The organism is Glutamicibacter bergerei (genome assembly GCF_054495185.1).
Genome location: NZ_CM137131.1, coordinates 3,062,738 through 3,084,111, shown reverse-complemented (window position 1 = coordinate 3,084,111; position 21,374 = coordinate 3,062,738). Strand labels below are relative to the sequence as shown.

Below are 21,374 nucleotides of genomic sequence, written 5' to 3'. Positions count from 1 at the left end.
CTCCTGATTTTTGGGCGCACAAAATGCACCCTAGGTGTTGGATGAAACTAAATTTTGTCGGTGTTTTTACAGCGCTTGGAGCTGCCCGACGACTTCTCCGCCACCAAGTAAATCGGTGGAGGCGAGGTCGCGTAACTGGCGTTGGGCTTCTTCGTCCAGGCGCTCGGCCAGTAGTTTTATGGTGATCGGCATGCGGGCCCGATCTCCGCCGTCGGAAATCTTCACCGCCAGCGAAGACCCATCGGCTAGGCCGACGGCTTGGATTCCCTCGAAACCATCCTTGGCCACGGAGCCGTGAAGTGCGCGCATCAGCGCGGTGACATCGCGTCCCTCGCCGGCCACCAGTTCCGGGTGGGTGCGCATGGCGTGTGCGACCCGGCCTTCTGCGGTGTCTTTGGCGGCGCTAGAGAGCTTGGCAAAACCGCGGGCCAATGCGGCTAAGGTCAGTGGGTAGACCTCGGTGCCGCAGCCATCGGTGCTGGAGCTGAGGATTTTTTCCTCCGTCAGCTCTTCAACTATCGCGCGCAGGGTGGCTGCTAGCGGGTGATCAGCGGCGAGGTAGTTTTCTGTTTCCCAGCCGTTGTGTTTACACATGGCCAGTAGCGCGGCATGTTTACCCGAGCAGTTCTGTGCCAGCTGGGTGGCGGTGCCACCCTGGGCCAGCCATGCGGCGCGTTCTTCCACGCCGTAGGGCAGGTCGGTGGAGTTGCCCAAATCCGCGACGGATAGTCCGGCTGCCTGCAGCGTGGACTCGGCGACCTGCTGGTGGCCGGGGGAGCCCGAGTGGCTGGCGGCGGCCAAGGCGATCTGCTCGTCGTTGAGCGTGAGACCGGAGCGAAGGATGGCGACGGCGAAGAGCGGCTTGAGTGCGGAGCGCGGGTAGAACCGTGCCTGCTGATCGCCCAAGGTCATCAGCGGTTGGCCGTCGGGGTCAAGCAATACCGCCGACCCATAATGGATCGACTCCAGGACGTTTCCGCGGCTGGCAGCGACCAGCGGAATGTGGGCAGGCAGTGTCACTGCCGCGGAGGGGCGCGCCGCAGATGTTGCTGGCGAGGGATTCACTTGGTACTCCTGACGATGGTTGAAACTGCGTGCTGCACCGCGGCCAGATGTTCGGCCATTGCGTGTCCGGCGGCCTCGGTGTCTGCGGCGCCGATGGCCGCCACGATCTTGCGATGCTCGGTATTTGAGGGGGTGCGGCGTCCGGTGACCAGGTTGACGGTTTCGGATTGGCGGGACATGGCCTCACGGATGTCTCCGACCACGCGGTCAAACACCGAGTTGCCGCTGGCGCGGGCGATCGCGGCATGAAATGCCGCGTCCAGCTGCACCCAGGCTTCGGCGCCGTCTTCGGATTCCATATCTTCGAGGAGTCCGGCCAGCCGTTCCAGGTCTTCGCTGGTACGCCGGGCGGCGGCTAGCTGGGCGGCGGGGATTTCGATGTGCGGGCGGGCCTCGTGCAGGTCCGCGGAGGAGAAGCTGCCGAGCACCAGATCGCGGGTGGGGCGGTGGGAGATGATAAAGGTGCCACGCCCGGTTTCGGTGCGGGTCAGCCCCAAAGCGGCGCAGGAGCGCAGTGCTTCGCGGACTACCGAGCGGCTGACTCCGTAGGTCGAAGCCAGGCTCGCCTCGGAGCCGAGCTTTGCGCCCAGCGGCATCTCTTGTGCTTCGATGGCGGCGCGCAGCGTGTTAAAAACGGCCTCGGAGGCGCTGGTGCGAGCAATCGGTTGCTGTCCGGCTGTCCAGCTGTCTGACAGGTTCATGATTACCAGTGTGCGGGTGTGACGCACCCTACGTCAAGTCGCCAGATGAAGCAGTTTTCGGCGTAACCTCGGGAGTCTGGCTTGCACCTGGCAAAGCATGCTCCTGAGCTGGGCGGATGGCTAATCGGTCGGCGCCGGATGCGCTTGTCGCCTGAGTACCGCCGCGATGATCCGGCCGCGGTTTTGGCCGAGACCTGGAACCCGCAGCACCTTGCAGGCGTCTGCGGTCAGGGTTCGTGGCTAGAAGCGTGGGCCTGGATGGCTGATCTTGCGCCTGACAACCAGACCGCATCCTAACGAGGCCTTCTCACTGGGCGATACAGGTACTTGGCGGTCGGCTCGTGGACCACGAAGACTGGAGAGTAAGAAGGAGAGACTAGTTCTTTCCGCCCGGCAGCGGGCTCATCGAATGAGAAAGGCGAATCATGATTTTTATCGTTGTTAAATTTAAGGTGAAATCCGAGTGGGCCGATCGCTGGTTGGACCTGACCCGCGACTTCACGCAGACGACTCGAAAGGAACCTGGGAATCTATGGTTCGACTGGTCGCAAAGCGTTGAGGACCCCAACGAATTTGTGCTGGTCGAGGCATTCGCTGAAGACGGCGCGGCGGACCACGTTAATAGCGAACACTTCCAGCTGGCCATGAAGCAGATGCCCGAAGCCTTAGCTGAGACGCCGAAGATCATCAGCCGCCAGATTGAAGGCAGCGACTGGGATCGCATGGGAGAGCTTGCCATAGCGTAAATGAGCCTGGAACGAGTTGCAGCGCGGCAGCCCAGCAGTATTTGCTGGGCTGCCGCGCTTTGCTAGCTACAGTCATACCGGGTGGAGGATCGATCGAGCCGTCATTTCGGATCAAAATTTTGGAACATCTAGAGTCATGCGCAAGGCTAGTGTGATGGGAAATAACGACCTCTTATCGGGGATGGCATCAGTGCGTAAGGCGTTCGCCTTGCTTGACGTTGTCGCATCAAATCAGCGTGGAATGAGCGCTAAAGACATTTCAGTCGCGCTGGACATGCCATTACCGTCGGTTTACCGGATGCTGAAGACGCTCGTCGAATCCGAGCATCTGGTGCATTTAAAGGGCGAGAGCCGCTACGGCCTCGGATATAAATTGCATGCCCTAGATTCTTCGCTGCGTAAGCAAATCGGGACGCCTCCGGCAGTGGCTAATCTGATACGTGAATTGCATGTGCGGGCCAAGGCGGCAGCCTATTATGCGGTGCATCGCGGCGATGACATCGTCGTGGCACACGTGATTGAGTCTGCTGCGCATCCACGAATCACACCAATGGGGTTTGGGTTTAATGATGCGGCTCATGCCACAGCCTTTGGCAAGGTGCTGCTGGCAGGGATGGGAAACGACCAGCGCTGGGACTATTTGGAGCGCCATGGCCTTCCGCTGATAACTGACCGCACAATTAGCAGCCACAGCGTTCTTGAGAGCGAATTGAGTACGGTAGGTGAAGAAGGCATTGCCGTGGAACGCGAAGAATTCATCCGTGGGGCCTCTTGCATGGCCGCACCGGTGACCACCTCCACAGGCCAAACAATTGGCTCGGTGGCTGTTTCCATGGAGCCGGCAGACTTCGCCGCGAGGCATGGTGAGATCGCACTGCTGCTGCGCGATATCGCCGGTCGGGTGAGCCGCGCATTGCGGGGCACCCCGATGATTCCCTCCTAGCCTCCGCGCATTCTTATATAGCGCAAAACTGCGGGCCGCCAGGAAGCTTGGCGGCCCGCAGTTCACTGCTTCTCTTAGATTTCCGCCGCGGCCATCTGCTGCGCAATGTACTCGGCCTGGCGAATCGCCAGCGCCACGATCGTCAGCGTCGGATTGGCCGCAGCTCCGGTGGTGAACTGGGAGCCGTCCGAGATGAACAGGTTCGACACGTCATGGGCTTGGCCAAATTTGTTGACCACACCGTCCTCGGGACGCTCGCTCATGCGCGAGGTTCCCAGATTGTGCGTTGACGGGTACGGCGGAGTGCGGTGCGAAGAGAGAGCTCCCGCCGCCTCGTATAGCAACTCGCCCTGGCGGTAGGCGTGGCCGCGCATGGCAACGTCATTAGCATGATCGCTGAAATGAACGTTGGCAACGGGCAGCCCAAAACGGTCCTGCACGGTGGTGTTCAACGTGACTCGATTCTCCAACTGCGGCATGTCCTCGCCGGTAATCCACAATCCTGCGGTGTTGGCGTAGCCATCGAGCAAAGCGGTGAAGTCCGGGCCCCAGGCTCCGGGATCACTGAAGCTGGCCAGGAAAGCAGGACCCAAGGAAATTGTTTGGAGGTAATACCCGCCGACGAACCCGCGCTCAGCGTCATGGCGAGACTCGTCGGAAATCAATCCAGCCATGGTTTCTCCGCGGTACATGTGTACGGGTTGATCGAACTGGGCATATACCGAACCGGTGGTGTGGCGCATGTAGTTGCGTCCGAGCTGGCCCGAGGAATTGGCCAATCCGTCCGGGAACAACGGTGAGGCAGAAAGCTGCAGCAGCCTCGGAGTTTCGATGGAGTTACCGGCCACTGCGACGACGCGGGCCTTTTGCTCCTGCAGATTGCCGTCATGATCGATGTAGAGCACACCATCAACCTTGCCCGCAGGAGTATGGGTGATCTGCACCGCATGGCAATCTGGGCGGAGGTCTAGATTTCCGGTCTTTAGCGACTTGGGGATTTCCGAAACCATGATGGACCACTTGGACTTGTTCTTGTCGCCCTGGAAATTGAAACCATCCTGAATGGAGGCCGGGCGGCCATCGTAAGGTTCGGCATTTGTGGCGTAAGGTCCGGTCGCATACTGCCGGTAGCCCACGCGTTCACCGCCGTTGGCTAACACCTTGTAATTGTTGTTCGCCGGAAGCGGTGCCCGCCCGTGCCGGTGAGTGCTGCCCATCTTGATCTCGGCACGGTCATAGTAGGGTTCGAGCTCTTCGAGTGTGATGGGCCAATCGAGCAGGTTCGCCCCATCAACCCGCCCATAGGTGGAGCGTGCCTTAAACTCGTGGGCTTTGAATCGTGGAGTCGCGCCCGACCAATGCGTGGTGGTGCCGCCCACTGCCTGGCAGATCCATGCGGGAAGGTTTGGGAAGTCGCGGCTGATCCGCCATTGCCCAGAGGTCGTCCGCGGGTCCAACCACGCCATCTGGTTAAATGCTTCCCATTCATCGTTGACGTAGTCCTCATTGCGCAGATGCGGTCCTGCTTCCAAGAGCACTACCTTGATTCCCTTTTCCACCAGCTCGTGGGCGAGCGTTCCGCCGCCGGCCCCGGAGCCGACAACCACGACCACTGAGTCGTCAGTGAGGTCAAAACGTGCGGAACTGCTGATGCTAGTCATAGCGATTGTGCTCCTTCGACTGGGGCGTTGCTCAGTAATAGATCGTGGGCGGGTTCTGGGGTCGGAAGTTGAGTCTTGCCTGCTAGCTGGTAGGGCAACGGACCAGTCTCGATGAGTGGCTCGGGGCTTTCCTCGATGCGTGGCTCGGGAAGCCAAGCCAGATCGTTGAACCCGCGGTTGATGTAGCCACCCTTGGAGAAGGACGCGCCCTCGTAGCCCAGGATCTGCCATACTTCGGGATCCGAATAGAAGTGCAGGACCGTGGTTCTGCGGATGAAAGCGAAAAATTCCAGGTCGGCAATGCGTTTGAGGACGGCCAGTGCCCGGTCCTCCGGCAGCTCAAGGAAATGTTCCTCGGTCAGCGAATCGATGGTTGCCAGACCTTGAATCAATGCCATGCGGAACCAGCGGGACTCTTCGGACACCTCGACGATCTTCTGCGACATGCGCTCATAGGGCCCGTCGGGGATCTGTGCGTGGGGAAAAGAAACCCGGATGATGCGCATGAGAATCTCGCGCGCTTCCCCGCTTAACGTGAGCGCGTTCAGTTGTGGATGTTTTGCAGGAAACACCATTGTTGCCACCTCTGGTCTATTGAGTCTTTGCGGTCGAAAGCGGTTCGGAGTTGTATGACCCCGGCACTTCCAGCGTTGGCATTATCCTGACCGCTGTCATCGATGGGGACAACGGGCGTTATCGTGTTGTGAGAATCACATTTCTCAACCTTTGGTTCCGACTACTCTGACGGCATGATCAATTTGCGAGACATCACCATCCGCCACTGTGTTGTTGGCGAGATGGAGAACAACGTGTACTTGTTGACCTCTAAAAAGACAGGACAGCAGCTACTCATCGATGCTGCCGACAATGCGGCGGCGATCAAAGCAATGCTGGAAGAGGCATCCTCGGACTGCGCCGTCCGCACGCGTGTGAAGCTGATTGTCACCACGCATTCGCACTGGGACCATGTACGTGCACTGAAGGAAATGACCGAATTCACCGGGGCGCGCACAGCTGCGGGAACCGAAGACGCTGCGGATATCGAAACACCGACTGATCTGTTGCTTAACGCCGGTCGCCTCGGTGAGGTGGAAGGCATCGAGCTTGAAGTCATTAAATTGCGCGGCCACACTCCGGGCTCGCTGGCGTTACTGTACCGGGACCCGGAGGGGACGGCCCATCTATTTACCGGTGATTCGCTATTCCCTGGCGGAGTAGGCAATACCTTTGGTGATAACAAGCGGTTTCAGCAGTTGCTCAACGACGTGACCGAGCAGGTCTTCGGCCGGTTGGAAGACGACACGATTATTTATCCCGGTCACGGGCGCGGAACCACAGTGGGTGCAGAACGGCCGCATCTCGAAGAGTGGCATGCCAGGGGCTGGTAGCAGTCATTCCGTGGGGTGAATTCATGCCGGCTCGGACCTCTGAACGCTGTGTGAGCACGTCCCGGTCTTCGAGGAAATCTTCGCAGATTGAGTTGGATGTCGGGGTCGGCAGGCCGGAGCCGGCCACGCAAGAAGTGCTGGGCAAAGAACCGAAGCAGCGACGCATCGTCGGCTGCCCCAGCCACTAGCTGGCCACGAGCAACCGGGTTGCTTCGGGCCTTGAAAAGCTAAGTGCCGGTTAGCTGGCAGGACAAGTGAAGCCTGCAACGCCATGGGGCGGCAGGCTTCACTGTGTTCGTCACTGTTGGTTATGGAATGGTGATGATCTGACCGGCGTAGGACAGCCCGCCACCAAAGGCGAAGAGCAAAGCCTTATCGCCCGAGGCCAGAGGCTCATCGGAGGCCATCAGCTTCGACAGCGCCAGCGGCATCGAGGCAGCCGAGGTATTGCCGGAGTAGACCACATCGGTGGCCACGCGGGCGTTCGGGGCGCCGATCTTCTCGGCCAGTGGCTCGATGATGCGCAGGTTCGCCTGGTGCAAGATGATCGCATCCAGTTCTTCTGGCTTCAGGCCCGCACGGTCGATGATCTTCGAAGCGATCTTTGGCAGCTGGGTGACGGTCCAGCGGTAAACGCTCTGCCCGTTCTGCGCGAACTTCATGTCGTTGTCGGCTTCAATGCGCACCGCGTCGGACAGCGAAGGAACCGACCCCCAAACCACCGGTGAAATTTCTGCGGTCTCCGAGGCGGTAATGATGAACGCACCGGCACCGTCCGCGGTCAGCACACAGGTGCTGCGGTCGGTGAAGTCGGTGTAGTCGGTGAGCATTTCGGAGCCGATAACCAGTGCCTTGGTGGCACTGCCGGCGGCGATGGCACCCTGAGCCATGCCTACCGCGTGGGCGAACCCGGAGCAGGCGGCGTTCAGATCCATGGTGGCCGGACCCTGATCCATGCCAAGCCCCAGGGCGACGCGGGCGGCCATATGAGGGGTGCGGTCCGTCGCGGTGCAGGTGGCGACGATGATCAGGTCGATGTCTTCGGCGGTGATGTCCGTGGCATTGTCCAAAGCCATCTTGGCGGCCTTGATCGCCATCGAATCAACGGTCTCCACACCGGTGCCCCAGCGACGCTCTTGGATGCCTACGCGGCGGGTAATCCACTCATCGCTGGTCTCGACCAGCGTTTCCAACTCGGTGTTGGGCACGATGCGCTCAGGCTGGAAATGGCCAAAGGCTACGACTTTGCTGCCGGTCATGAGTTTAACTCCTTGGGAAATGAACACTCTTGCTCTCAAGGTTAGTCGTTTGCGAGCCTACTTGCCGTTCACAACGGACACCGGCGCCGGGCCAATATGGTAAAAACCGGTTCAACACCCGCAAAACTGGCGATATTAACCGTTTTTCTAAGTAGGTTCATGACACGGTGGCTCATCGTTCATCTGCCGTCCAACCCGCTGCGGTGCAATGGTGGGAAAGCATTGCGGAAGGAATCGAGGCAAGGGGAGCATGATGTCACCACTACAGGTCGCAACTGCCGAACTCACGAGCCTGCGCCCGGTTCCGGGGTTCGGAGCAAAAACCATCTACCGGGGTGTGGTCCCACGAACCACGGACGCTGCGTACGCCGGGCAGCTGCGCCTGCGGGGAATAACCACGCTGATCGATCTGCGTGAACTAAACGAAATTTCACGCGAACCACTGGGGGACATTCCCGGGGTACGCTACCGGGGGATCCCGCTTTATTGCGGGCAAAACCCTAGCGATCGGACGCTGAGTGAGAACCAGCGCTTGTTGCTCGATGGCCGTGGGGCGCGGCTGATTGCGGCCCTTCGGGTGATCGGACAGCCGACGGACGGAAACACCGCGGTGGTCTGCCAGAGCGGTGGAAAACGCACCGGGCTGGTGATCGCGCTGCTGCTCGAAGCGATGGGAGTTACGCGTGAGCTGATCATCGCCGACTTCGCGTCGGCGGTTCGTGAACCGGGCTATGGCCTGCCCGGCCACATCGCGGCCACCATGAATGACACCCTGAATTGGCTGGTTGAAAGTTATGGCTCGGTGACCGGCTACCTGTTGAGCAAGGGGTTGACCGGGGTCGAACTTCATCGGTTGCTGGAGCTAGGCGCAGATGCCAGAGCCAGCACAGTGTGGCCGCTGGCGGCCAGCTCATGAAAAAGCTTAATGTGGTGCAGCTCAGCGACCCCCACCTGTGCGCCGAAGGGAAACTGCTGCACGGCACTATCGACGCGTGGGCACGATTGCGCGCCGCGCTGCATGCCGCTAAACATTTTGATCCCGACGTGGTGGTGGTGACCGGGGATATTGCCGACCGCGGGGCACCAATTCACGGCCGGGCGGCCAAACTTTTTGCCAAGTTCCAGGATAAGCTTGGCTGCCCGATCATTACCGTGCCTGGCAATCACGACCCACAGGATTCAATCAACGAGGCATTTAACGTTTACCGACTATCGACCGGACCACGCATTGCAAACACCGTCCACGAGATCAACGGGTTGCGCATCATCGGGTTGGATAGCGGCGGGTATCGCGAATCTCAGGGGCGGCTGGATATGGATCAGTTGCAGTGGCTCTCGGGCTTACTACGGGTCCCGGCACCGCGTGGTTCGCTCATTGCCTTGCACCACCCGCCGGTGGATTCCATGAGTCAGCACATGATCGGACGCGGGCTAGCGAATCCCGAAGATCTCGCACTGGTACTCAGCGGCAGTGACGTGCGCGGAATCCTCTGCGGACATTTTCATCAGGCTGGCGTGGGACAGCTGAAAGGCACCAACGTTTATATGGCGCCGGCGACCTCGTACAACACCGACGTATACGCACCGCAACAGATTCTTAGCGGGCCGGAAGGCTCGTGGTTCTCGCTGCACCATATCGATTCGCACTCGATGAGCAGCACCTCGATCCCGGTGCGCCACGGATCACGGAAACCCAAAAACCAGCAGGCAAGCACCACTAAAAACGCAACACGCGCCAGAATTCCGGCGCATTCGAAAGGTAGAACACCATGAATGCAGCAGAAATCATCTTCGTGAGGCACGGAGAAACCGAATCAAACCGGGCAGGACGGTTGCAAGGGCGCAGTGACCTACCGATGAATGAGACCGGCCGTCGACAGGCAGCCGCAGCGGCAATGGAACTTGCCGGAACCGGCCCCTGGGATGTGGTGGTTTCTTCGCCGCTTTTCCGTGCCCGCCAATCCGCGCAGATCATCGCGGATCTGCTCGGAGCTCCGCGCGTGCAAGAATTTCCGGAACTGATGGAGCGCGATTATGGCGACGCGGAGGGCACCGTCGTCACCGGTTTGAATGAGGACAACGTGCGACGCCTGATGGATTTAGGGGAGAGCGAAGAACATCTGGTGGAACGCGCCATCAACGTGTTGTTCAAGATTAGTGTGCAGCACCCGGGACAGCGTGTGGTGGTGGTCAGCCACGGCTCGCTGATCCGTTCGGTGCTCAGTGCCTTGCACGGAACTCGTCATCAGTGGGTGCCTAACGGTCAGGTGCTGCGCGTGGAATCCCAGCTACTGACAGATCATGTGGCTCGCGAGCCGCTGTGGCACTAAGACAATAAACCGCAAAGAACCCACGTTGAGCTTCAACGTGGGTTCTTGTGCGTCAACGACGCGAGCAGTGGGCGATTAGAGCGAACGCAGTACTACCGCGGTGCCCTGACCGCCGCCACCACAGATGCCTACCGCACCCAGCGATCCGGAGCCGAGCTCCTGGAGCTGACGGGCCAGGGTGCCGATGATGCGTGCACCGGAAGCCCCGATCGGGTGGCCCAGCGCGATCGCCCCGCCGTGCGGGTTGACGATCTCGGGGCTGATACCCAAGGTGGCGGTGGACTGCACGGCCACGGCAGCGAAAGCCTCATTGATCTCGACCACCTGCAGGTCCGCGGCCTTTGCTTCGGCCTTGGCCAGCGCGGTGTTGATCGCGTTGGATGGCTGATCGTGCAAGGTGCGGTCCGGTCCGGCAACAAATGCGTGGGACAGGATTTCGGCCATCGGCTTCAGGCCCAGGCGTTTGATCGCCGCGTCGGAGGCGAGCACTATTGCTGCCGCGCCGTCGGTGATCTGCGAGGAATTACCCGCGGTGACGGTGCCTTCCTTGGCGAAGGCGGCACGCAAACCGCCGAGGGATTCAACGGTGGTCTGCGGGCGGATTCCATCATCGGCGCCGTGCACGGTCTCGCCCTTGCGGGTGGTGATGGTCAACGGTGCGATTTCGCCGGCGAAAAATTCTTCCGATGCGGCAGCGCGCTGGTGCGAGTGTGCCGCGACGGTGTCCTGGGATGCGCGGTCCAGCTTTAAGGTGGAGTTATGTTCCTCGGTGGAGACACCCATGGAGCGCTTCTCGTGGGCGTCGGTGAGCCCGTCGTACTCCAGGGTGTCGATCATTTCGATAGCGCCGTACTTGGTGCCGGCGCGGGCACGCTGCACATGCGGGGCCAATGACATCGATTCCTGGCCGACTGCCAGGACCACGTCAACCTCGCCGGACGCGATTAAACGTTCGGCTGCCACCACCGCCTCGGCGCCGGAAAGGCAAACCGCGTTCAGCGTGATTGCCGGAACATCCAACCCGATGCCCGCACCGATGGAGGTCTGCCGCGCAGGATTCTGCCCGGCGCCGGCCTGGAGCACCTGGCCGGCAAAAACGCGTTGCACCTCGGACGGGTCAACTCCGGCACGCTCCAGCGCGGCCTTGGCGGCGTGGGCTCCCAGCTCGGTGGCGGGGATGGCCGCGAGGGCACCGTTAAATTTCATGAAGGGGGTGCGTGCGTAACCTACAATTTTGACGCTCATGCTAAGAGGTCCTCCTGGAGTTCTACGGTGAATTTCGCTGAGGTAATGTTCTTGATGCTTTCCGGGGTTTCCCCCGGTGCGACCTGACGCAACACCAGTGTGGCATTAACGATGTCAAAAACTGCGCGGTCGGTAATGATGCGGTCCACAACCCCCACCCCGGTCAGCGGCAGATCGCAAGACTCGACGATCTTGGAGCTTCCGTCCTTGGCAACGTGGTCGGTGAGCACAATAACCCGAGGGGTGCCTGCCACCAGGTCCATGGCGCCGCCCATGCCCTTGACCAGTTTGCCCGGGATGGTCCAGTTGGCCAGGTCGCCGTTGGCGGCTACCTGCAGGGCTCCTAGGATCGCGGTCTGCACATGGCCGCCGCGGATCATGCCGAAGGAGGTGGCCGAGTCGAAGAAGCTGCCACCGGGCAGGATGGTGACGGTCTGCTTGCCCGCGTTGATCAGGTCGGCGTCTTCCTCGCCTTCGAAGGGGAAGGGACCCATGCCCAGCAACCCGTTTTCGCTTTGCAGCTTCACCGAGACACCTTCGGGCAGATTATTCGCCACCAGGGTGGGGATGCCGATGCCCAGGTTCACATACTGTCCATCGGTTAGTTCACTGGCGGCCAGGGCGGCCATTTGATCTCTGGTCCACATGGTTAGGCCTCCTGCTTCGGGCGGACGGTGCGCTGTTCGATGTCTTTGACGTCGTCGGTGTCCACGAGGGTCTTCACAAAAATTCCGGGGGTTTCCACCAAGGACGGGTCGAGGTAACCGTCGACGATTTCCTCGGCCTCGGCGAAGGTGTGCTTACCGGACATGGCAACCAGCGGGTTGAAGTTCTTCGAGGTCATCCGGTAACGCAGATTGCCTTCGCTATCGGCCTGATGAGCACGCACCAACGCGATGTCCGCGACGATGCCGCGCTCTAAGATGGCAGGTTTCCCGTCAAACTCCATCACCTCTTTGCCTTGGGCGATGGGGGTACCCACCCCGGTGGGGGTATAGAAAGCGGGTACTCCCACGCCGCCTGCACGAAGCCGTTCGGCGAGCGTACCCTGCGGCACAAATTCAACCTCAAGATCACCGTTGAGGAACTGCTGGGCGAAAAGTTTGTTTTCCCCTACATAAGAGGCGAGCACCTTGGCCACCTGCTTGTTTTCCAGCAGGACGCCCAAGCCCTTGCCGTCGACGCCCATATTGTTGGAAACAATGGTCAGGTTCTTGGCGCCAGAATCGCGCAGCGCGGTGATCAGCCGGTTGGGAATGCCGCTAAGTCCAAAGCCGCCCACGGCAATGATCATTCCATCTTTGACCACCGCAGCGAGTTCCCGCGCGGCGTCCTCACGATACTTTGTTGACATCTTTGTACCCTGTCCGTCCACAATATGGATTTGAGTGTTGCTTAACTTAGACCGTAGTAACTCCAAGTGGATAGCTCAATAGTTCTGCGCGAACTGCTCAATATTGCTCGATAGGTGATGAGCCATCGGTAAATCGTTCATAATGTGGATATGAGCAAAACTCCTGCCGGGGCCCAGGTCGTCGGACGCTTGGCCGCGGTACTGCGAACGGTCAGCACCTCGATGCCCCAAGGGATCACCACCACGCAGGTAGCCCGGCATACCGGATTAGCCAGGCCCACCGTGCACCGCCTGCTCTCGGCGCTGACCGCCGAGGGATTCTGCGATCATGACCACCAGGCCGGGCGCTGGCTGCTGGGGCCGGAGCTGTATCTGATGGGTGCGGTCGCCGCCGAACGCTACGACATCAGCGAACTGGCTCGCGTACATGTCGCGGCGCTCGCCGAAGAAACCGGAGAGAGCGCATTTCTCTCCGCCCGCCGGGGCAACGAAACGGTCTGCCTCTTGCGTCAAGATGGCGCCTTTCCGATCCGTTCCTTTGTGCTCTATGAAGGGCGGCGATTCCCGCTGGGTGTAGCCTCGGCCGGAATTGCCATCTTGGCTTTCCTGCCCGAAGAGGCGATGGAACGGTATCTAGAATCCAGTAATCTGGTCGCCGAATATGGTCAGGCGCACGGTGCCGGGCAGGTGCGAAGCAAGATCGAAGAGACCCGTACCTTGGGGTATTCGTTGAACCCCGGGCTGATCGTCGAGGGCAGCTGGGGCATTGGCGCCGCGGTTTTTGACGCTTCCGGGCAACCAGCCTGGGCTTTGAGTTTAACCGGGATCGAGTCGCGGTTTGATATCCAACGGCAAGTTGCCTTGGGCCAGCTACTGATGCGGCACGCACATGAGCTCAGTGCAAAGCTGTCCACCCGGCGGACTTAAGGATTGGGATGCTCCAAGAAATTGAGGAGGCAGATATCGTACGAATCGAAAAATTCGCGTGTCTTGGTGTGGCTCACAGATCGGCGCAACGCAGACAGCCGTTCTTCATCTTGAGCCAGATCGATAACTTGTGGAGCAATGTAGGAGCTGCGCGCAATCGCCGTGGTGTTCCCCAGCTTCTGGGCTGCACCTTGCACCGCGTCGGAGAGACGCTCATCGGCGCCCTGCTGAAGCAGAATTTCAAAGGCCGCCCGGGTCCCGCCCCAAGTTCTGAAATCTTTGGCGGTTAACGTTTCACCAAGATATTCGCCCAGATAGTCATTTACATGATTAGCACGAACACTTTGCAGTTTGCCCTGCGGATCCGGGAACCTGAAGATCTCGTAGCCCTGCATTTGCCGCAGTTCGGCGATGAATCCGAGCAGCTGCGGGTCGGTGATGTGCAGCTGGTGCGTGATGCCGCTCTTGCCAGGAAAGCTAAGGTCCAAGGAGTGCGCGTTGACTGTGACATGCTTGCGGCGCAACGTCGTGGCCCCATAGCTTTGGTATTTGCGTGCGTACTGCTCATTGCCCACGCGCAGCAGATGCTGATCCATGAGCCGCAAGGCGCAGGCAACCACCTTTTCCCTGCAGATGGTGCTCCGGGATAGATCTGCCGCCACACGCTGGCGCAACGGTTCCAAGGCATGGCCGAATGCAACCAATTTATCGAACTTCGCCGCGTCCTGCTTGGCGCGGAATGCCTGATGGTAGATGATTTGCGCGCGCCCTGCCTCGTCTACTCCGCGAGCCTGGACCTGTGAACTCCCGCCGCGGGCGATTTCTACTTTTTCCCAGGCTGGCGGTATCGCGAGGGAGTTGATTCGATCGATGAGCGCAGGATCGGTGAGCTTTTGCCCGTGATCGAAGTATTTAAATCCGCCGCGCGTGCGCACGCGTGAAATTGGCAGCGAACGCCGCTTTGTCTTCGATGAGTTGTTCATCATTCCTCGCACTGGAAAATCGACTCTGGCTGGTGAACCACTCTAGAGCCGGACGGCGGTTTTTGGTCCTCGCCTCAGGCAAATCCCAGAATTGGGAAAACGCTTTCGAGCTGGCTTGTTCTTAATCAGAGTCGAACGCGGACTGTGGGGTAACGTTCAAAACGGACCGATTGATTCTCATGGAAAGCTGGCGTTGATGAACGACCTCCCGCACGGATTGTTGACACCGCAGATCTTGGTGGAGCTCGATGTTCTTGAACGCAATATTGAGCGCGTCGCCAGGACGGTGTCCGCCAAGGGGCTGGCACTACGCCCACACGCCAAGACGCATAAGATGCACGAGATTGCCGGGCGTCAGCTGGAGGCCGGAGCCGTAGGGCTGACCGTGGCCACCATCGGCGAGGCGCTGACTTTTGCACTGCACGGCGTGGGTGATCTTTTTGTGGCCTACCCGCTGTGGATTTCCGACGCCCAAGCAAAGCGCATCCGTGAACTGCTCAGCTACGTCAAACTTTCCCTCGGTACCGACTCAATTGCCGCGGTGCAACAGCTTGCCCGTCAGCTCGCAGATAAAAAAGACAAGCTTGGGCTAATGATCGAGATCGACAGCGGACATCATCGCAGCGGTGTGCTGCCCGATGAGGCGCTGGACGTTGCTCGGGCCGCTCGTGAGGCAGGCCTGAATGTCATCGGAATCTTCACTTTCCCGGGTCACAGCTACGCCCCGGGAAAACCCCAAGAAGTCACCGACCAAGAGCAACATGCGCTTGGTGAAGCAGCCAGGCTACTGCGCGCGGACGGCTTTGAACTCAAACGCATCAGCGGGGGATCAACCCCCACGGCGGAATTAGCGGACAACTCCCTGCTGACCGAGGTGCGCCCGGGAGTGTATGTCTTCGGCGATGCCCAGCAATTTGAACTGGGACGCTGCCAGTGGGAGAACATCGCACTGAGTGTGGCCTCCACGGTGATCAGCCGCCACGAGGGCGATGCCCAGAACCCGCGGCGAATCGTGCTGGACGCGGGTAGCAAGATCCTCGGCTCGGACCGGCCGGGTTGGGCTACCGGCTTTGGCCGGATCCTTGAAAATCCGGACGCACGGATCAGCGCTATCTCCGAACATCACGCGACAGTGCTCTGGCCCGAAGGCCAACCGCTTCCGGCCTACGGTGAGCAACTGCGGGTTATTCCTAACCATGTGTGCGTGGCAGTGAATCTGGTCGATCAGGTGTCAGTGGTGCGAGATGGTGAAGTGATCGAACACTGGGATGTGGCGGCCCGGGGGCTGAACTTCTAGGGAGTCCAAGGTGTTGCCGAGGCAAGGGCTGCATGAAGTTCGGTGCCGCAGGCTTCATCGATTAGTTCCTTGTCGCCGACGACCACCAGCAAACTCCGGGCGCGCGAGAGGCCCACGTAGAGCTGCTCGACCGCGCGGGACATGTCCTTAAAACCGTTCACGCACAGCACCACTTCCGACCGTTCGAGACCTTTGAAGCCGAGCACATGCCCGTAGAATTCTTCCTCATTCGCATGGAAGGCGGGCCAGTATGCCGAATCAATGGTGTTTAGATCGTAGTGTTCCTGATGGATTGGGTGGCGTCGATTAGTGGTGAGCAGCGCAATCTGGTTGTTCGCCCAGCCCTCCTCGATCAGCGGATCGACACAGTCCGAGGCTAGTTCTACCGCGTCCTCGGTGGAGCAGGAAACAAAGCGCACAGGCATGCCCTGACCGCCGCGGGGTTTGACCTGATCACCGGCAAGATTTTTGAAGGTTCGCGCGATGCGCCGGGTGTTGCGCAGGTTGTCATCAACATGAATTGGAACCAGTGGGGCCGCGGGGCCAAAGCTTGCACCCGGGTTCTCACCGTTCCAACGACGGTACACATTTTGCCGCACATCCATGAAGGCATAAATTTTGCCCTGTAACGGGTCTTTGGTGCAGGCCAGTAACGCTTCCCACCATTCGGGGGCAAAATCTTGGGCCTCATCGACGATGATCGCGTCGAGTTTCTCCGCTTCGGGAAGTTCCAGCGCCAGCTCGCGTAATAGCCGGGGCATTTGCACGTCAAAATAGTCTTGTCCGGTGCCGTCGGGCACCCCGAGGCTGCGCGCGTACTCGTGGAATTCTCCAACGTGTATGGGCTTATTTTGGCGCCAGGAGCCAACCTGCTTTTTCAGGTAGTGGCCAAGACCCTTGTTGTAGCAAAAGAGCCCCACCCGCTCGTTGTCCTTGGCTAACTGCTTCGCCTTTTCAACTGCCATCCAGGTTTTACCGCTGCCGGCGCCGCCAATAAACCTCACTCGGGGAAGCGAACGCGTGGCGCCGAGCAGAATAGCTTGCCGTGTGGTGAGATGCTCTTGAAGATCCTCATTCTCCAATGCCTCGGAGGTCTGTAAATGCTCGGGTGCAAAGTCGGCGGCGAGGTGCCGGCTAATACGGTCCGCAAAGGCTGGTGCCAGGGCGGAATACCCGCCACCTTGTTCTTGGATCGCGCGGCGCACGGAATGCGCGCTGTGCTTGAGATCTTTTTGATCCAGCAACAGATCCCGGGGAAGATCTGCCTTCGCCCAACTAGCTGGAACTTCTGTGTAGGGAAGACAGACGATGTGGGCAAAACGGCTGTTCAAAGCGGTGCCGGTTTGCTCAGCTATCCACTTCTTAAACGCATGGGAGGCGCTTTGCACCTGGGCCATCGGGTCTTTCATCGGGTGCCGGCCCCTGGCATCTGACTGATACCAGGCGCCATTTTCCACGCCGACTAACCCGCCCTTAACCTCGATGGCTGCCAGTCCGACCCCGGGCCACAAGACGAGCAGGTCAATCTCGTGCTCCACGGCACCGTGGCGTACCGCTACCGAATGGGCGAGCACCGCGTCATCGGGCAAAGAAAGACGCAGTTGCTCCCACACCGCCTTTTCAGCCGATTGGCCAGCTGAAAATTCTGGCTCCAATGGAATGCAGTGGACCATTGATCCCCCTCGAATAAGATGCGCTTGGTCGAAGTCTATGTGGCGGGTACTACATTTTCGTGGCTCGCGCGGTAGGTTCCGGGCATAATTCCTACTCTCCGCGCAGTCGCTGGAGCACCAGTGCCAAGGCCGGCCAGGTGCTTCGCCCCTGACGGGTGCGGGCGTAGGCGCGCAGCTCAAGGTTCGGATTGGCCAACGGCAAGATGGTGAGCCCTTGGCGTGGTGGGCGATCACGTGGAAGTAGGCCCACACCAAGATTTGCCAGGATGAGGTCTTCCACCAGATCGAGACTATCGGACTGATGGCGCATTGTTGGCTCAAAGCCGGACATTGAGGAGATCAGCCGCAACACCTTCTCGTCGGCAATATTGCGGGAATTACCAATCCAGTCATGTTGTGCGAAGGCTGCGAAGACCGTTGCGGCATCTGCAGCGACTGGGCGTGAAGTGAACGGTGCTGCGAGCGCCGAAGGAACACCCAAACCCCACTCGGTGCTCCACAGCGAGAGCGTCTCCACCCCCGGAGCCACCTGCTCCGGGGACAAGTTGTAGTCATAGGTCAGCGCCAGATCTATGCCATCCACGGCTAACTGGTTCAGTGCTTCGGCCGGTTCATGTTCGAGCACCACAATATCTACCCGTGGATGATGCACGGCTAAATCCTCAATAATCGGCATCAAGGACCGGCGAATCGCTGTCGCAAATCCGGCCACGCGCACCGTTCCGACAGGCTCGGCCTCGGTGTTAAGGCTAAGGCGTGCTGAATCGACGGCGGCCAGAATGCTGCGGGCATGTTCGGCAAGCCTGCGGCCTGCCGGAGTCAGCCGCACCCCACGGCCTTCCGATTCGATGAGGGGTACGCCGACTTCTCGGGAAAGCTGTGCGATCTGCTGGGAGACCGTGGAGGTGGTGGCACCCAGGATGTCTGCCACTGCACGCATCGATCCCATGCGGGACAGTTCGTAGAGGTACTGTAAACGACGAGTTTCCATAAAATCATTGTCCATGATTATCGAATGGTATGTTCAAGATTCTCGCGTGGACGCGAATAGCCGGCGTGAGTTCTACTGGTAATCATGAACTTCCGGTCAGTACCCGCACCCAGCTCCGCCTCGATGGGCTCAATGATGGCCTTCGGCGCAATGAGCTGTGTCCAATTGGGATTGGCAGCCTCTATCGTCCTGGCCGACAATATTGGTTCCGGGGCCGTCGCGTGGTTGCGCTTGGCCTGGGCCGCGGTCATTCTGGTTCTTATTGCCCGACCTTGGAAGCTCAAATTCACTCGAAATACGCTGCTGATCTGCGCGCTTTTGGGTCTGGCTACAGCCGGCATGACGGTGAGCTTCATGAAGTCGGTGGAGACCATTCCACTGGGCACCGCCAGTGCACTTGAATTTATGGGTCCGCTGGCCGTGGCAATAATTCAAGGTCGTGGCTCCGCCCGGTGGTGGGCTGTGATCGCCGCGCTCGGCGTGCTCGGACTGACCGAACCGTGGCATGGCGCGGTAGATCTGACCGGCGTACTCTATGCCTTGGGTGGAGCTGTCTGCTGGGCGGTGTATGTGCTGCTGACCCAACGAGCCGGGGATGCTGTGGATGGTGTCGGCGCCTTGGCGGTATCGATGCCGGTGGCCGCCATCGCTGCAACGTTCATGGTTGGCCCCGTGGTGCTTGAAGCCCTCGATATGCAGACCCTGATTATCGGTGTGGGGCTGGCATTGCTATTGCCGGTGATCCCATTCAGCTTGGAAATCTTCGCATTACGCAGGCTGACCACCGCGGCCTTCGGCACGCTGATGTGTCTGGAACCTGCGATCGCGATGACCGTTGGACTCCTCATTTTGCATCAGGTGCCACGTCCCGCCGCGATGGTGGGCATCGCGCTGGTAATTCTGGCAGGAATCGGAGCCACCCGCACCGGCCAGCGCCTGCCGAAAAATATTGTTTCACCTACCGTAAAGCCACTGGCCGGGTTGGCCGAAGATCATTCGCAACCCCGCTAAACTCCGGCCGCGCGGGACTATCCTTGAAGCTCACTGAGCAGAAAATTTGCGAGATTCACCCCCGACGTTTAACTCGAAACCATCGGTATCGGGCATGATTAGAGTCATGGATAATACTGCCGCACCGGCCTGGGTGGCCAACTACCAGCCAGGGGTTCCCGCACAGATTGAGCTTCCCACACAATCGCTGAGCCATATGTTCGAACGTTCCGTGCGCGAAGCCGGCCAGAGTCCGGCCACCGAATTCTTCGGCCGCCAGGTTAGCTACGCGCAGCTTGGCGAACAAGTTTTGCAAGCAGCCGAGGGGCTGCGCAAACTTGGTGTGAAAGCCGGAGACCGGGTGGCGCTGATCCTGCCAAATTGCCCGCAGCATGTGGTCGCTTTTTACGCGGTGCTGCGTCTGGGCGCGGTCGTGGTGGAGCACAATCCGCTCTACACCTCTCGCGAACTTCGCCACCAGTTTGAAGACCACCAGGCGCGTGTGGTCATCGCCTGGGACAAAGTTGTCTCCAGCGTGCAGAAGTTCCCCGCTGACGTGCAGATCGATACGATCATCGCGGTGAACCTGCTCGAAGCGTTCCCGGCGGTCAAGCGTATGGCGCTGAATCTTCCGTTGAAAAAACTGCGTGAAACCAAAAAATCATTGACCGCCGCTACCACCGGCACCATGGCGTGGAAGCAGTTGCTGGCCTCCGGTAGCTTGGACGCCGAGCACCCCTTCCCAGCTGTGCAAGACCTTGCGGTCATTCAGTACACCTCGGGCACCACAGGTCGCCCGAAGGGCGCGATGCTCACGCATTTCAACCTGTATTCCAACGCGCTGCAGGGCGAAGCATGGATGGAAGGTGCACAGCAGGGCAAGGAAATCCTCTACGCGATCCTGCCAATGTTCCACGCCTTTGGCATGACCTTGTATCTGACTTTCGGGGTGAAGAAGCAGGGACTGCTGGTGCTCTTCCCGAAATTTGATCCGCAGCTGATCTTGGACGCCTGGAAGAAATCTCCGGCCACCGTGTACTGCGCGGTCCCTCCGATCTATGAACGCACCGCGATGGCCGCCAAGGAGCAGGGAATTTCGCTGCGCTCGGCCAAATACTGTATCTCGGGCGCCATGAACCTGCCAGATCATGTGGTGGAACTATGGGAATCGATGTCCGGCGGCCTGTTGGTGGAAGGCTACGGCATGACCGAGTCGTCCCCGGTGGCCTTGGGCAATCCGTTCCATCCTTCGCGGCGCAACGGCACCATCGGCGTACCCTTCCCCTCGACCCTGATGAAGGTAGTCGACGTTGATGATCCGAGCCGCGAGGTAGCCCAGGGTGAGCCTGGCGAACTGCTGATCAAGGGGCCACAGGTGTTTGCCGGCTACTGGAACAACCCGGAAGAGACCGCCAAAACCTTGACCGAGGACGGCTGGCTGCACACCGGGGATGTGGTCACCGTGGACGAAGATGGTTTCACCCAGATTGTTGACCGGGCCAAGGAACTGATTATCACCGGTGGCTTTAACGTTTCGCCCTCCGAGGTGGAGAACGCGCTGCGCCAGCACGCGGATGTCGCCGATGCAGCGGTCTTCGGCAAGGCGCTAGAACGCGGCGGCGAAATGGTGGTTGCCGCGGTTCAGCTCGACGAGGGGGCAACCTTGGATGAGGCGGCGCTGCGCGAGCACTGCCGTGGCCAGTTGGCTGCCTATAAGGTGCCTAAACGCATCGTTGCCATCGACGAGATGCCGCGGTCCATGCTGGGCAAGATTCTGCGCAAGCAGGTCCGCGAAGAGTTCAGCGACAAAGTCTAAATCGA

General features: G+C 59.8%; 22 protein-coding genes. 11 read left to right on the top strand and 11 right to left on the bottom strand.

All coding sequences use genetic code 11. The features are described 5' to 3' along the window. Positions 1-66: 66 nt before the first annotated feature. Complete coding sequence (locus ACX5K5_RS14330; RefSeq protein ID WP_443449755.1) at positions 67-1,065, bottom strand: asparaginase; 999 nt, start codon at positions 1,063-1,065, stop codon at positions 67-69. Further along, entirely contained in the window at positions 1,062-1,766 is a 705-nt protein-coding gene (locus tag ACX5K5_RS14325; RefSeq protein ID WP_459174589.1) for a FadR/GntR family transcriptional regulator, read from the bottom strand. The genes ACX5K5_RS14330 and ACX5K5_RS14325 overlap by 4 nt, the downstream gene beginning before the upstream one ends. An 81-nt stretch (positions 1,767-1,847) precedes the next feature. Here ACX5K5_RS14325 and ACX5K5_RS14320 point away from each other — a divergent pair, with 81 nt between their 5' ends. The 3 genes from ACX5K5_RS14320 to ACX5K5_RS14310 all read left to right on the top strand — a co-directional run bounded on the left by ACX5K5_RS14320 (position 1,848) and on the right by ACX5K5_RS14310 (position 3,455). Then, positions 1,848-2,063, top strand: a complete 216-nt coding sequence (locus ACX5K5_RS14320) for a hypothetical protein (protein ID WP_459174588.1) — start codon at positions 1,848-1,850, stop codon at positions 2,061-2,063. Positions 2,064-2,191: 128 nt separating this feature from the next. After that, positions 2,192-2,512, top strand: a complete 321-nt coding sequence (locus ACX5K5_RS14315; protein WP_459174587.1) for a putative quinol monooxygenase — start codon at positions 2,192-2,194, stop codon at positions 2,510-2,512. Positions 2,513-2,666: 154 nt separating this feature from the next. Further along, positions 2,667-3,455: an IclR family transcriptional regulator gene (locus tag ACX5K5_RS14310; protein WP_459174586.1), complete on the top strand. Its 789-nt coding sequence runs from the start codon at positions 2,667-2,669 to the stop codon at positions 3,453-3,455. 74 nt (positions 3,456-3,529) lie between these two features. Here the strand turns inward: ACX5K5_RS14310 and ACX5K5_RS14305 are convergent, their stop codons facing one another. Further along, the gene (locus tag ACX5K5_RS14305) at positions 3,530-5,116 is read right to left on the bottom strand and encodes a GMC family oxidoreductase (protein ID WP_459174585.1); all 1,587 of its coding nucleotides are present in this window, start codon (positions 5,114-5,116) and stop codon (positions 3,530-3,532) included. Continuing rightward, the gene (locus ACX5K5_RS14300; protein WP_443449761.1) at positions 5,113-5,691 is read right to left on the bottom strand and encodes a gluconate 2-dehydrogenase subunit 3 family protein; all 579 of its coding nucleotides are present in this window, start codon (positions 5,689-5,691) and stop codon (positions 5,113-5,115) included. The genes ACX5K5_RS14305 and ACX5K5_RS14300 overlap by 4 nt, the downstream gene beginning before the upstream one ends. Positions 5,692-5,865: 174 nt before the next feature. Between ACX5K5_RS14300 and ACX5K5_RS14295 the strand changes: the two genes are divergently transcribed. After that, a complete protein-coding gene (locus ACX5K5_RS14295) occupies positions 5,866-6,504 on the top strand; it encodes an MBL fold metallo-hydrolase (protein ID WP_443449762.1) in 639 nt (212 codons plus the stop codon). 308 nt (positions 6,505-6,812) lie between these two features. Here the strand turns inward: ACX5K5_RS14295 and ACX5K5_RS14290 are convergent, their stop codons facing one another. Continuing rightward, the gene (locus tag ACX5K5_RS14290; protein WP_443449763.1) at positions 6,813-7,763 is read right to left on the bottom strand and encodes a beta-ketoacyl-ACP synthase III; all 951 of its coding nucleotides are present in this window, start codon (positions 7,761-7,763) and stop codon (positions 6,813-6,815) included. A gap of 250 nt (positions 7,764-8,013) precedes the next feature. Between ACX5K5_RS14290 and ACX5K5_RS14285 the strand changes: the two genes are divergently transcribed. Genes ACX5K5_RS14285 through ACX5K5_RS14275 form a run of 3 tightly spaced genes read left to right on the top strand, consistent with a single transcriptional unit; the run spans position 8,014 to position 10,093 of the window. After that, on the top strand, positions 8,014-8,679 hold the full coding sequence (locus tag ACX5K5_RS14285) for a tyrosine-protein phosphatase (protein WP_459174584.1): 666 nt from the start codon (positions 8,014-8,016) through the stop codon (positions 8,677-8,679). Continuing rightward, entirely contained in the window at positions 8,676-9,536 is an 861-nt protein-coding gene (locus ACX5K5_RS14280; RefSeq protein ID WP_459174583.1) for a metallophosphoesterase, read from the top strand. Before ACX5K5_RS14285 ends, ACX5K5_RS14280 begins: the two co-directional genes overlap by 4 nt. Continuing rightward, the gene (locus ACX5K5_RS14275) at positions 9,533-10,093 is read left to right on the top strand and encodes a histidine phosphatase family protein (protein WP_346059507.1); all 561 of its coding nucleotides are present in this window, start codon (positions 9,533-9,535) and stop codon (positions 10,091-10,093) included. The genes ACX5K5_RS14280 and ACX5K5_RS14275 overlap by 4 nt, the downstream gene beginning before the upstream one ends. Positions 10,094-10,168: 75 nt before the next feature. On the opposite strand, the gene ACX5K5_RS14270 is transcribed toward ACX5K5_RS14275, so the two are convergent. The 3 genes from ACX5K5_RS14270 to ACX5K5_RS14260 are packed head-to-tail and all read right to left on the bottom strand — an operon-like array spanning position 10,169 to position 12,692. Beyond that, positions 10,169-11,338, bottom strand: coding sequence for an acetyl-CoA C-acyltransferase (locus ACX5K5_RS14270; protein ID WP_459174582.1), 1,170 nt, complete (start codon positions 11,336-11,338; stop codon positions 10,169-10,171). Continuing rightward, the gene (locus ACX5K5_RS14265; protein ID WP_096254810.1) at positions 11,335-11,985 is read right to left on the bottom strand and encodes a 3-oxoacid CoA-transferase subunit B; all 651 of its coding nucleotides are present in this window, start codon (positions 11,983-11,985) and stop codon (positions 11,335-11,337) included. Before ACX5K5_RS14265 ends, ACX5K5_RS14270 begins: the two co-directional genes overlap by 4 nt. A 2-nt stretch (positions 11,986-11,987) precedes the next feature. Continuing rightward, a complete protein-coding gene (locus ACX5K5_RS14260; RefSeq protein ID WP_443448175.1) occupies positions 11,988-12,692 on the bottom strand; it encodes a CoA transferase subunit A in 705 nt (234 codons plus the stop codon). A 150-nt stretch (positions 12,693-12,842) separates the two neighbouring features. Here ACX5K5_RS14260 and ACX5K5_RS14255 point away from each other — a divergent pair, with 150 nt between their 5' ends. Next, positions 12,843-13,619, top strand: a complete 777-nt coding sequence (locus ACX5K5_RS14255; RefSeq protein ID WP_443448173.1) for an IclR family transcriptional regulator — start codon at positions 12,843-12,845, stop codon at positions 13,617-13,619. On the opposite strand, the gene ACX5K5_RS14250 is transcribed toward ACX5K5_RS14255, so the two are convergent. Next, positions 13,616-14,602 (bottom strand): DNA topoisomerase IB, encoded by a 987-nt coding sequence (locus tag ACX5K5_RS14250; protein ID WP_459174581.1) that lies wholly within the window; start codon positions 14,600-14,602, stop codon positions 13,616-13,618. The genes ACX5K5_RS14255 and ACX5K5_RS14250 overlap by 4 nt on opposite strands. 196 nt (positions 14,603-14,798) lie before the next feature. Here ACX5K5_RS14250 and ACX5K5_RS14245 point away from each other — a divergent pair, with 196 nt between their 5' ends. Continuing rightward, positions 14,799-15,899: a D-TA family PLP-dependent enzyme gene (locus tag ACX5K5_RS14245; protein ID WP_346059503.1), complete on the top strand. Its 1,101-nt coding sequence runs from the start codon at positions 14,799-14,801 to the stop codon at positions 15,897-15,899. Here ACX5K5_RS14245 and ACX5K5_RS14240 read toward each other — a convergent pair. Together ACX5K5_RS14240 and ACX5K5_RS14235 are read right to left on the bottom strand one after the other, a co-directional pair. Further along, the gene (locus ACX5K5_RS14240; protein ID WP_459174580.1) at positions 15,896-17,572 is read right to left on the bottom strand and encodes a nuclease-related domain-containing DEAD/DEAH box helicase; all 1,677 of its coding nucleotides are present in this window, start codon (positions 17,570-17,572) and stop codon (positions 15,896-15,898) included. The genes ACX5K5_RS14245 and ACX5K5_RS14240 overlap by 4 nt on opposite strands. A 91-nt stretch (positions 17,573-17,663) precedes the next feature. Next, complete coding sequence (locus ACX5K5_RS14235) at positions 17,664-18,578, bottom strand: LysR family transcriptional regulator (protein ID WP_443448166.1); 915 nt, start codon at positions 18,576-18,578, stop codon at positions 17,664-17,666. 69 nt (positions 18,579-18,647) lie between these two features. On the opposite strand from ACX5K5_RS14235, the gene ACX5K5_RS14230 reads away from it, so the two are divergent. Continuing rightward, positions 18,648-19,574, top strand: coding sequence for an EamA family transporter (locus tag ACX5K5_RS14230; RefSeq protein ID WP_229676943.1), 927 nt, complete (start codon positions 18,648-18,650; stop codon positions 19,572-19,574). Positions 19,575-19,680: 106 nt separating this feature from the next. Then, complete coding sequence (locus ACX5K5_RS14225; RefSeq protein WP_188683230.1) at positions 19,681-21,369, top strand: long-chain-fatty-acid--CoA ligase; 1,689 nt, start codon at positions 19,681-19,683, stop codon at positions 21,367-21,369. Positions 21,370-21,374: the final 5 nt, after the last annotated feature.

Coding starts and splice junctions, on each gene's coding strand:
- ACX5K5_RS14325 (WP_459174589.1), bottom strand. CDS start 1,766: ATGAACCTGTCAGACAGCTGGACAGCCGGACAGCAACCGATTGCTCGC.
- ACX5K5_RS14315 (WP_459174587.1), top strand. CDS start 2,192: ATGATTTTTATCGTTGTTAAATTTAAGGTGAAATCCGAGTGGGCCGAT.
- ACX5K5_RS14285 (WP_459174584.1), top strand. CDS start 8,014: ATGATGTCACCACTACAGGTCGCAACTGCCGAACTCACGAGCCTGCGC.
- ACX5K5_RS14270 (WP_459174582.1), bottom strand. CDS start 11,338: ATGAGCGTCAAAATTGTAGGTTACGCACGCACCCCCTTCATGAAATTT.
- ACX5K5_RS14240 (WP_459174580.1), bottom strand. CDS start 17,572: ATGGTCCACTGCATTCCATTGGAGCCAGAATTTTCAGCTGGCCAATCG.
- ACX5K5_RS14275 (WP_346059507.1), top strand. CDS start 9,533: ATGAATGCAGCAGAAATCATCTTCGTGAGGCACGGAGAAACCGAATCA.
- ACX5K5_RS14305 (WP_459174585.1), bottom strand. CDS start 5,116: ATGACTAGCATCAGCAGTTCCGCACGTTTTGACCTCACTGACGACTCA.
- ACX5K5_RS14255 (WP_443448173.1), top strand. CDS start 12,843: ATGAGCAAAACTCCTGCCGGGGCCCAGGTCGTCGGACGCTTGGCCGCG.
- ACX5K5_RS14230 (WP_229676943.1), top strand. CDS start 18,648: ATGAACTTCCGGTCAGTACCCGCACCCAGCTCCGCCTCGATGGGCTCA.
- ACX5K5_RS14295 (WP_443449762.1), top strand. CDS start 5,866: ATGATCAATTTGCGAGACATCACCATCCGCCACTGTGTTGTTGGCGAG.
- ACX5K5_RS14260 (WP_443448175.1), bottom strand. CDS start 12,692: ATGTCAACAAAGTATCGTGAGGACGCCGCGCGGGAACTCGCTGCGGTG.
- ACX5K5_RS14265 (WP_096254810.1), bottom strand. CDS start 11,985: ATGTGGACCAGAGATCAAATGGCCGCCCTGGCCGCCAGTGAACTAACC.
- ACX5K5_RS14225 (WP_188683230.1), top strand. CDS start 19,681: ATGGATAATACTGCCGCACCGGCCTGGGTGGCCAACTACCAGCCAGGG.
- ACX5K5_RS14235 (WP_443448166.1), bottom strand. CDS start 18,578: ATGGACAATGATTTTATGGAAACTCGTCGTTTACAGTACCTCTACGAA.
- ACX5K5_RS14250 (WP_459174581.1), bottom strand. CDS start 14,602: ATGAACAACTCATCGAAGACAAAGCGGCGTTCGCTGCCAATTTCACGC.
- ACX5K5_RS14245 (WP_346059503.1), top strand. CDS start 14,799: ATGAACGACCTCCCGCACGGATTGTTGACACCGCAGATCTTGGTGGAG.
- ACX5K5_RS14290 (WP_443449763.1), bottom strand. CDS start 7,763: ATGACCGGCAGCAAAGTCGTAGCCTTTGGCCATTTCCAGCCTGAGCGC.
- ACX5K5_RS14300 (WP_443449761.1), bottom strand. CDS start 5,691: ATGGTGTTTCCTGCAAAACATCCACAACTGAACGCGCTCACGTTAAGC.
- ACX5K5_RS14310 (WP_459174586.1), top strand. CDS start 2,667: ATGGGAAATAACGACCTCTTATCGGGGATGGCATCAGTGCGTAAGGCG.
- ACX5K5_RS14280 (WP_459174583.1), top strand. CDS start 8,676: ATGAAAAAGCTTAATGTGGTGCAGCTCAGCGACCCCCACCTGTGCGCC.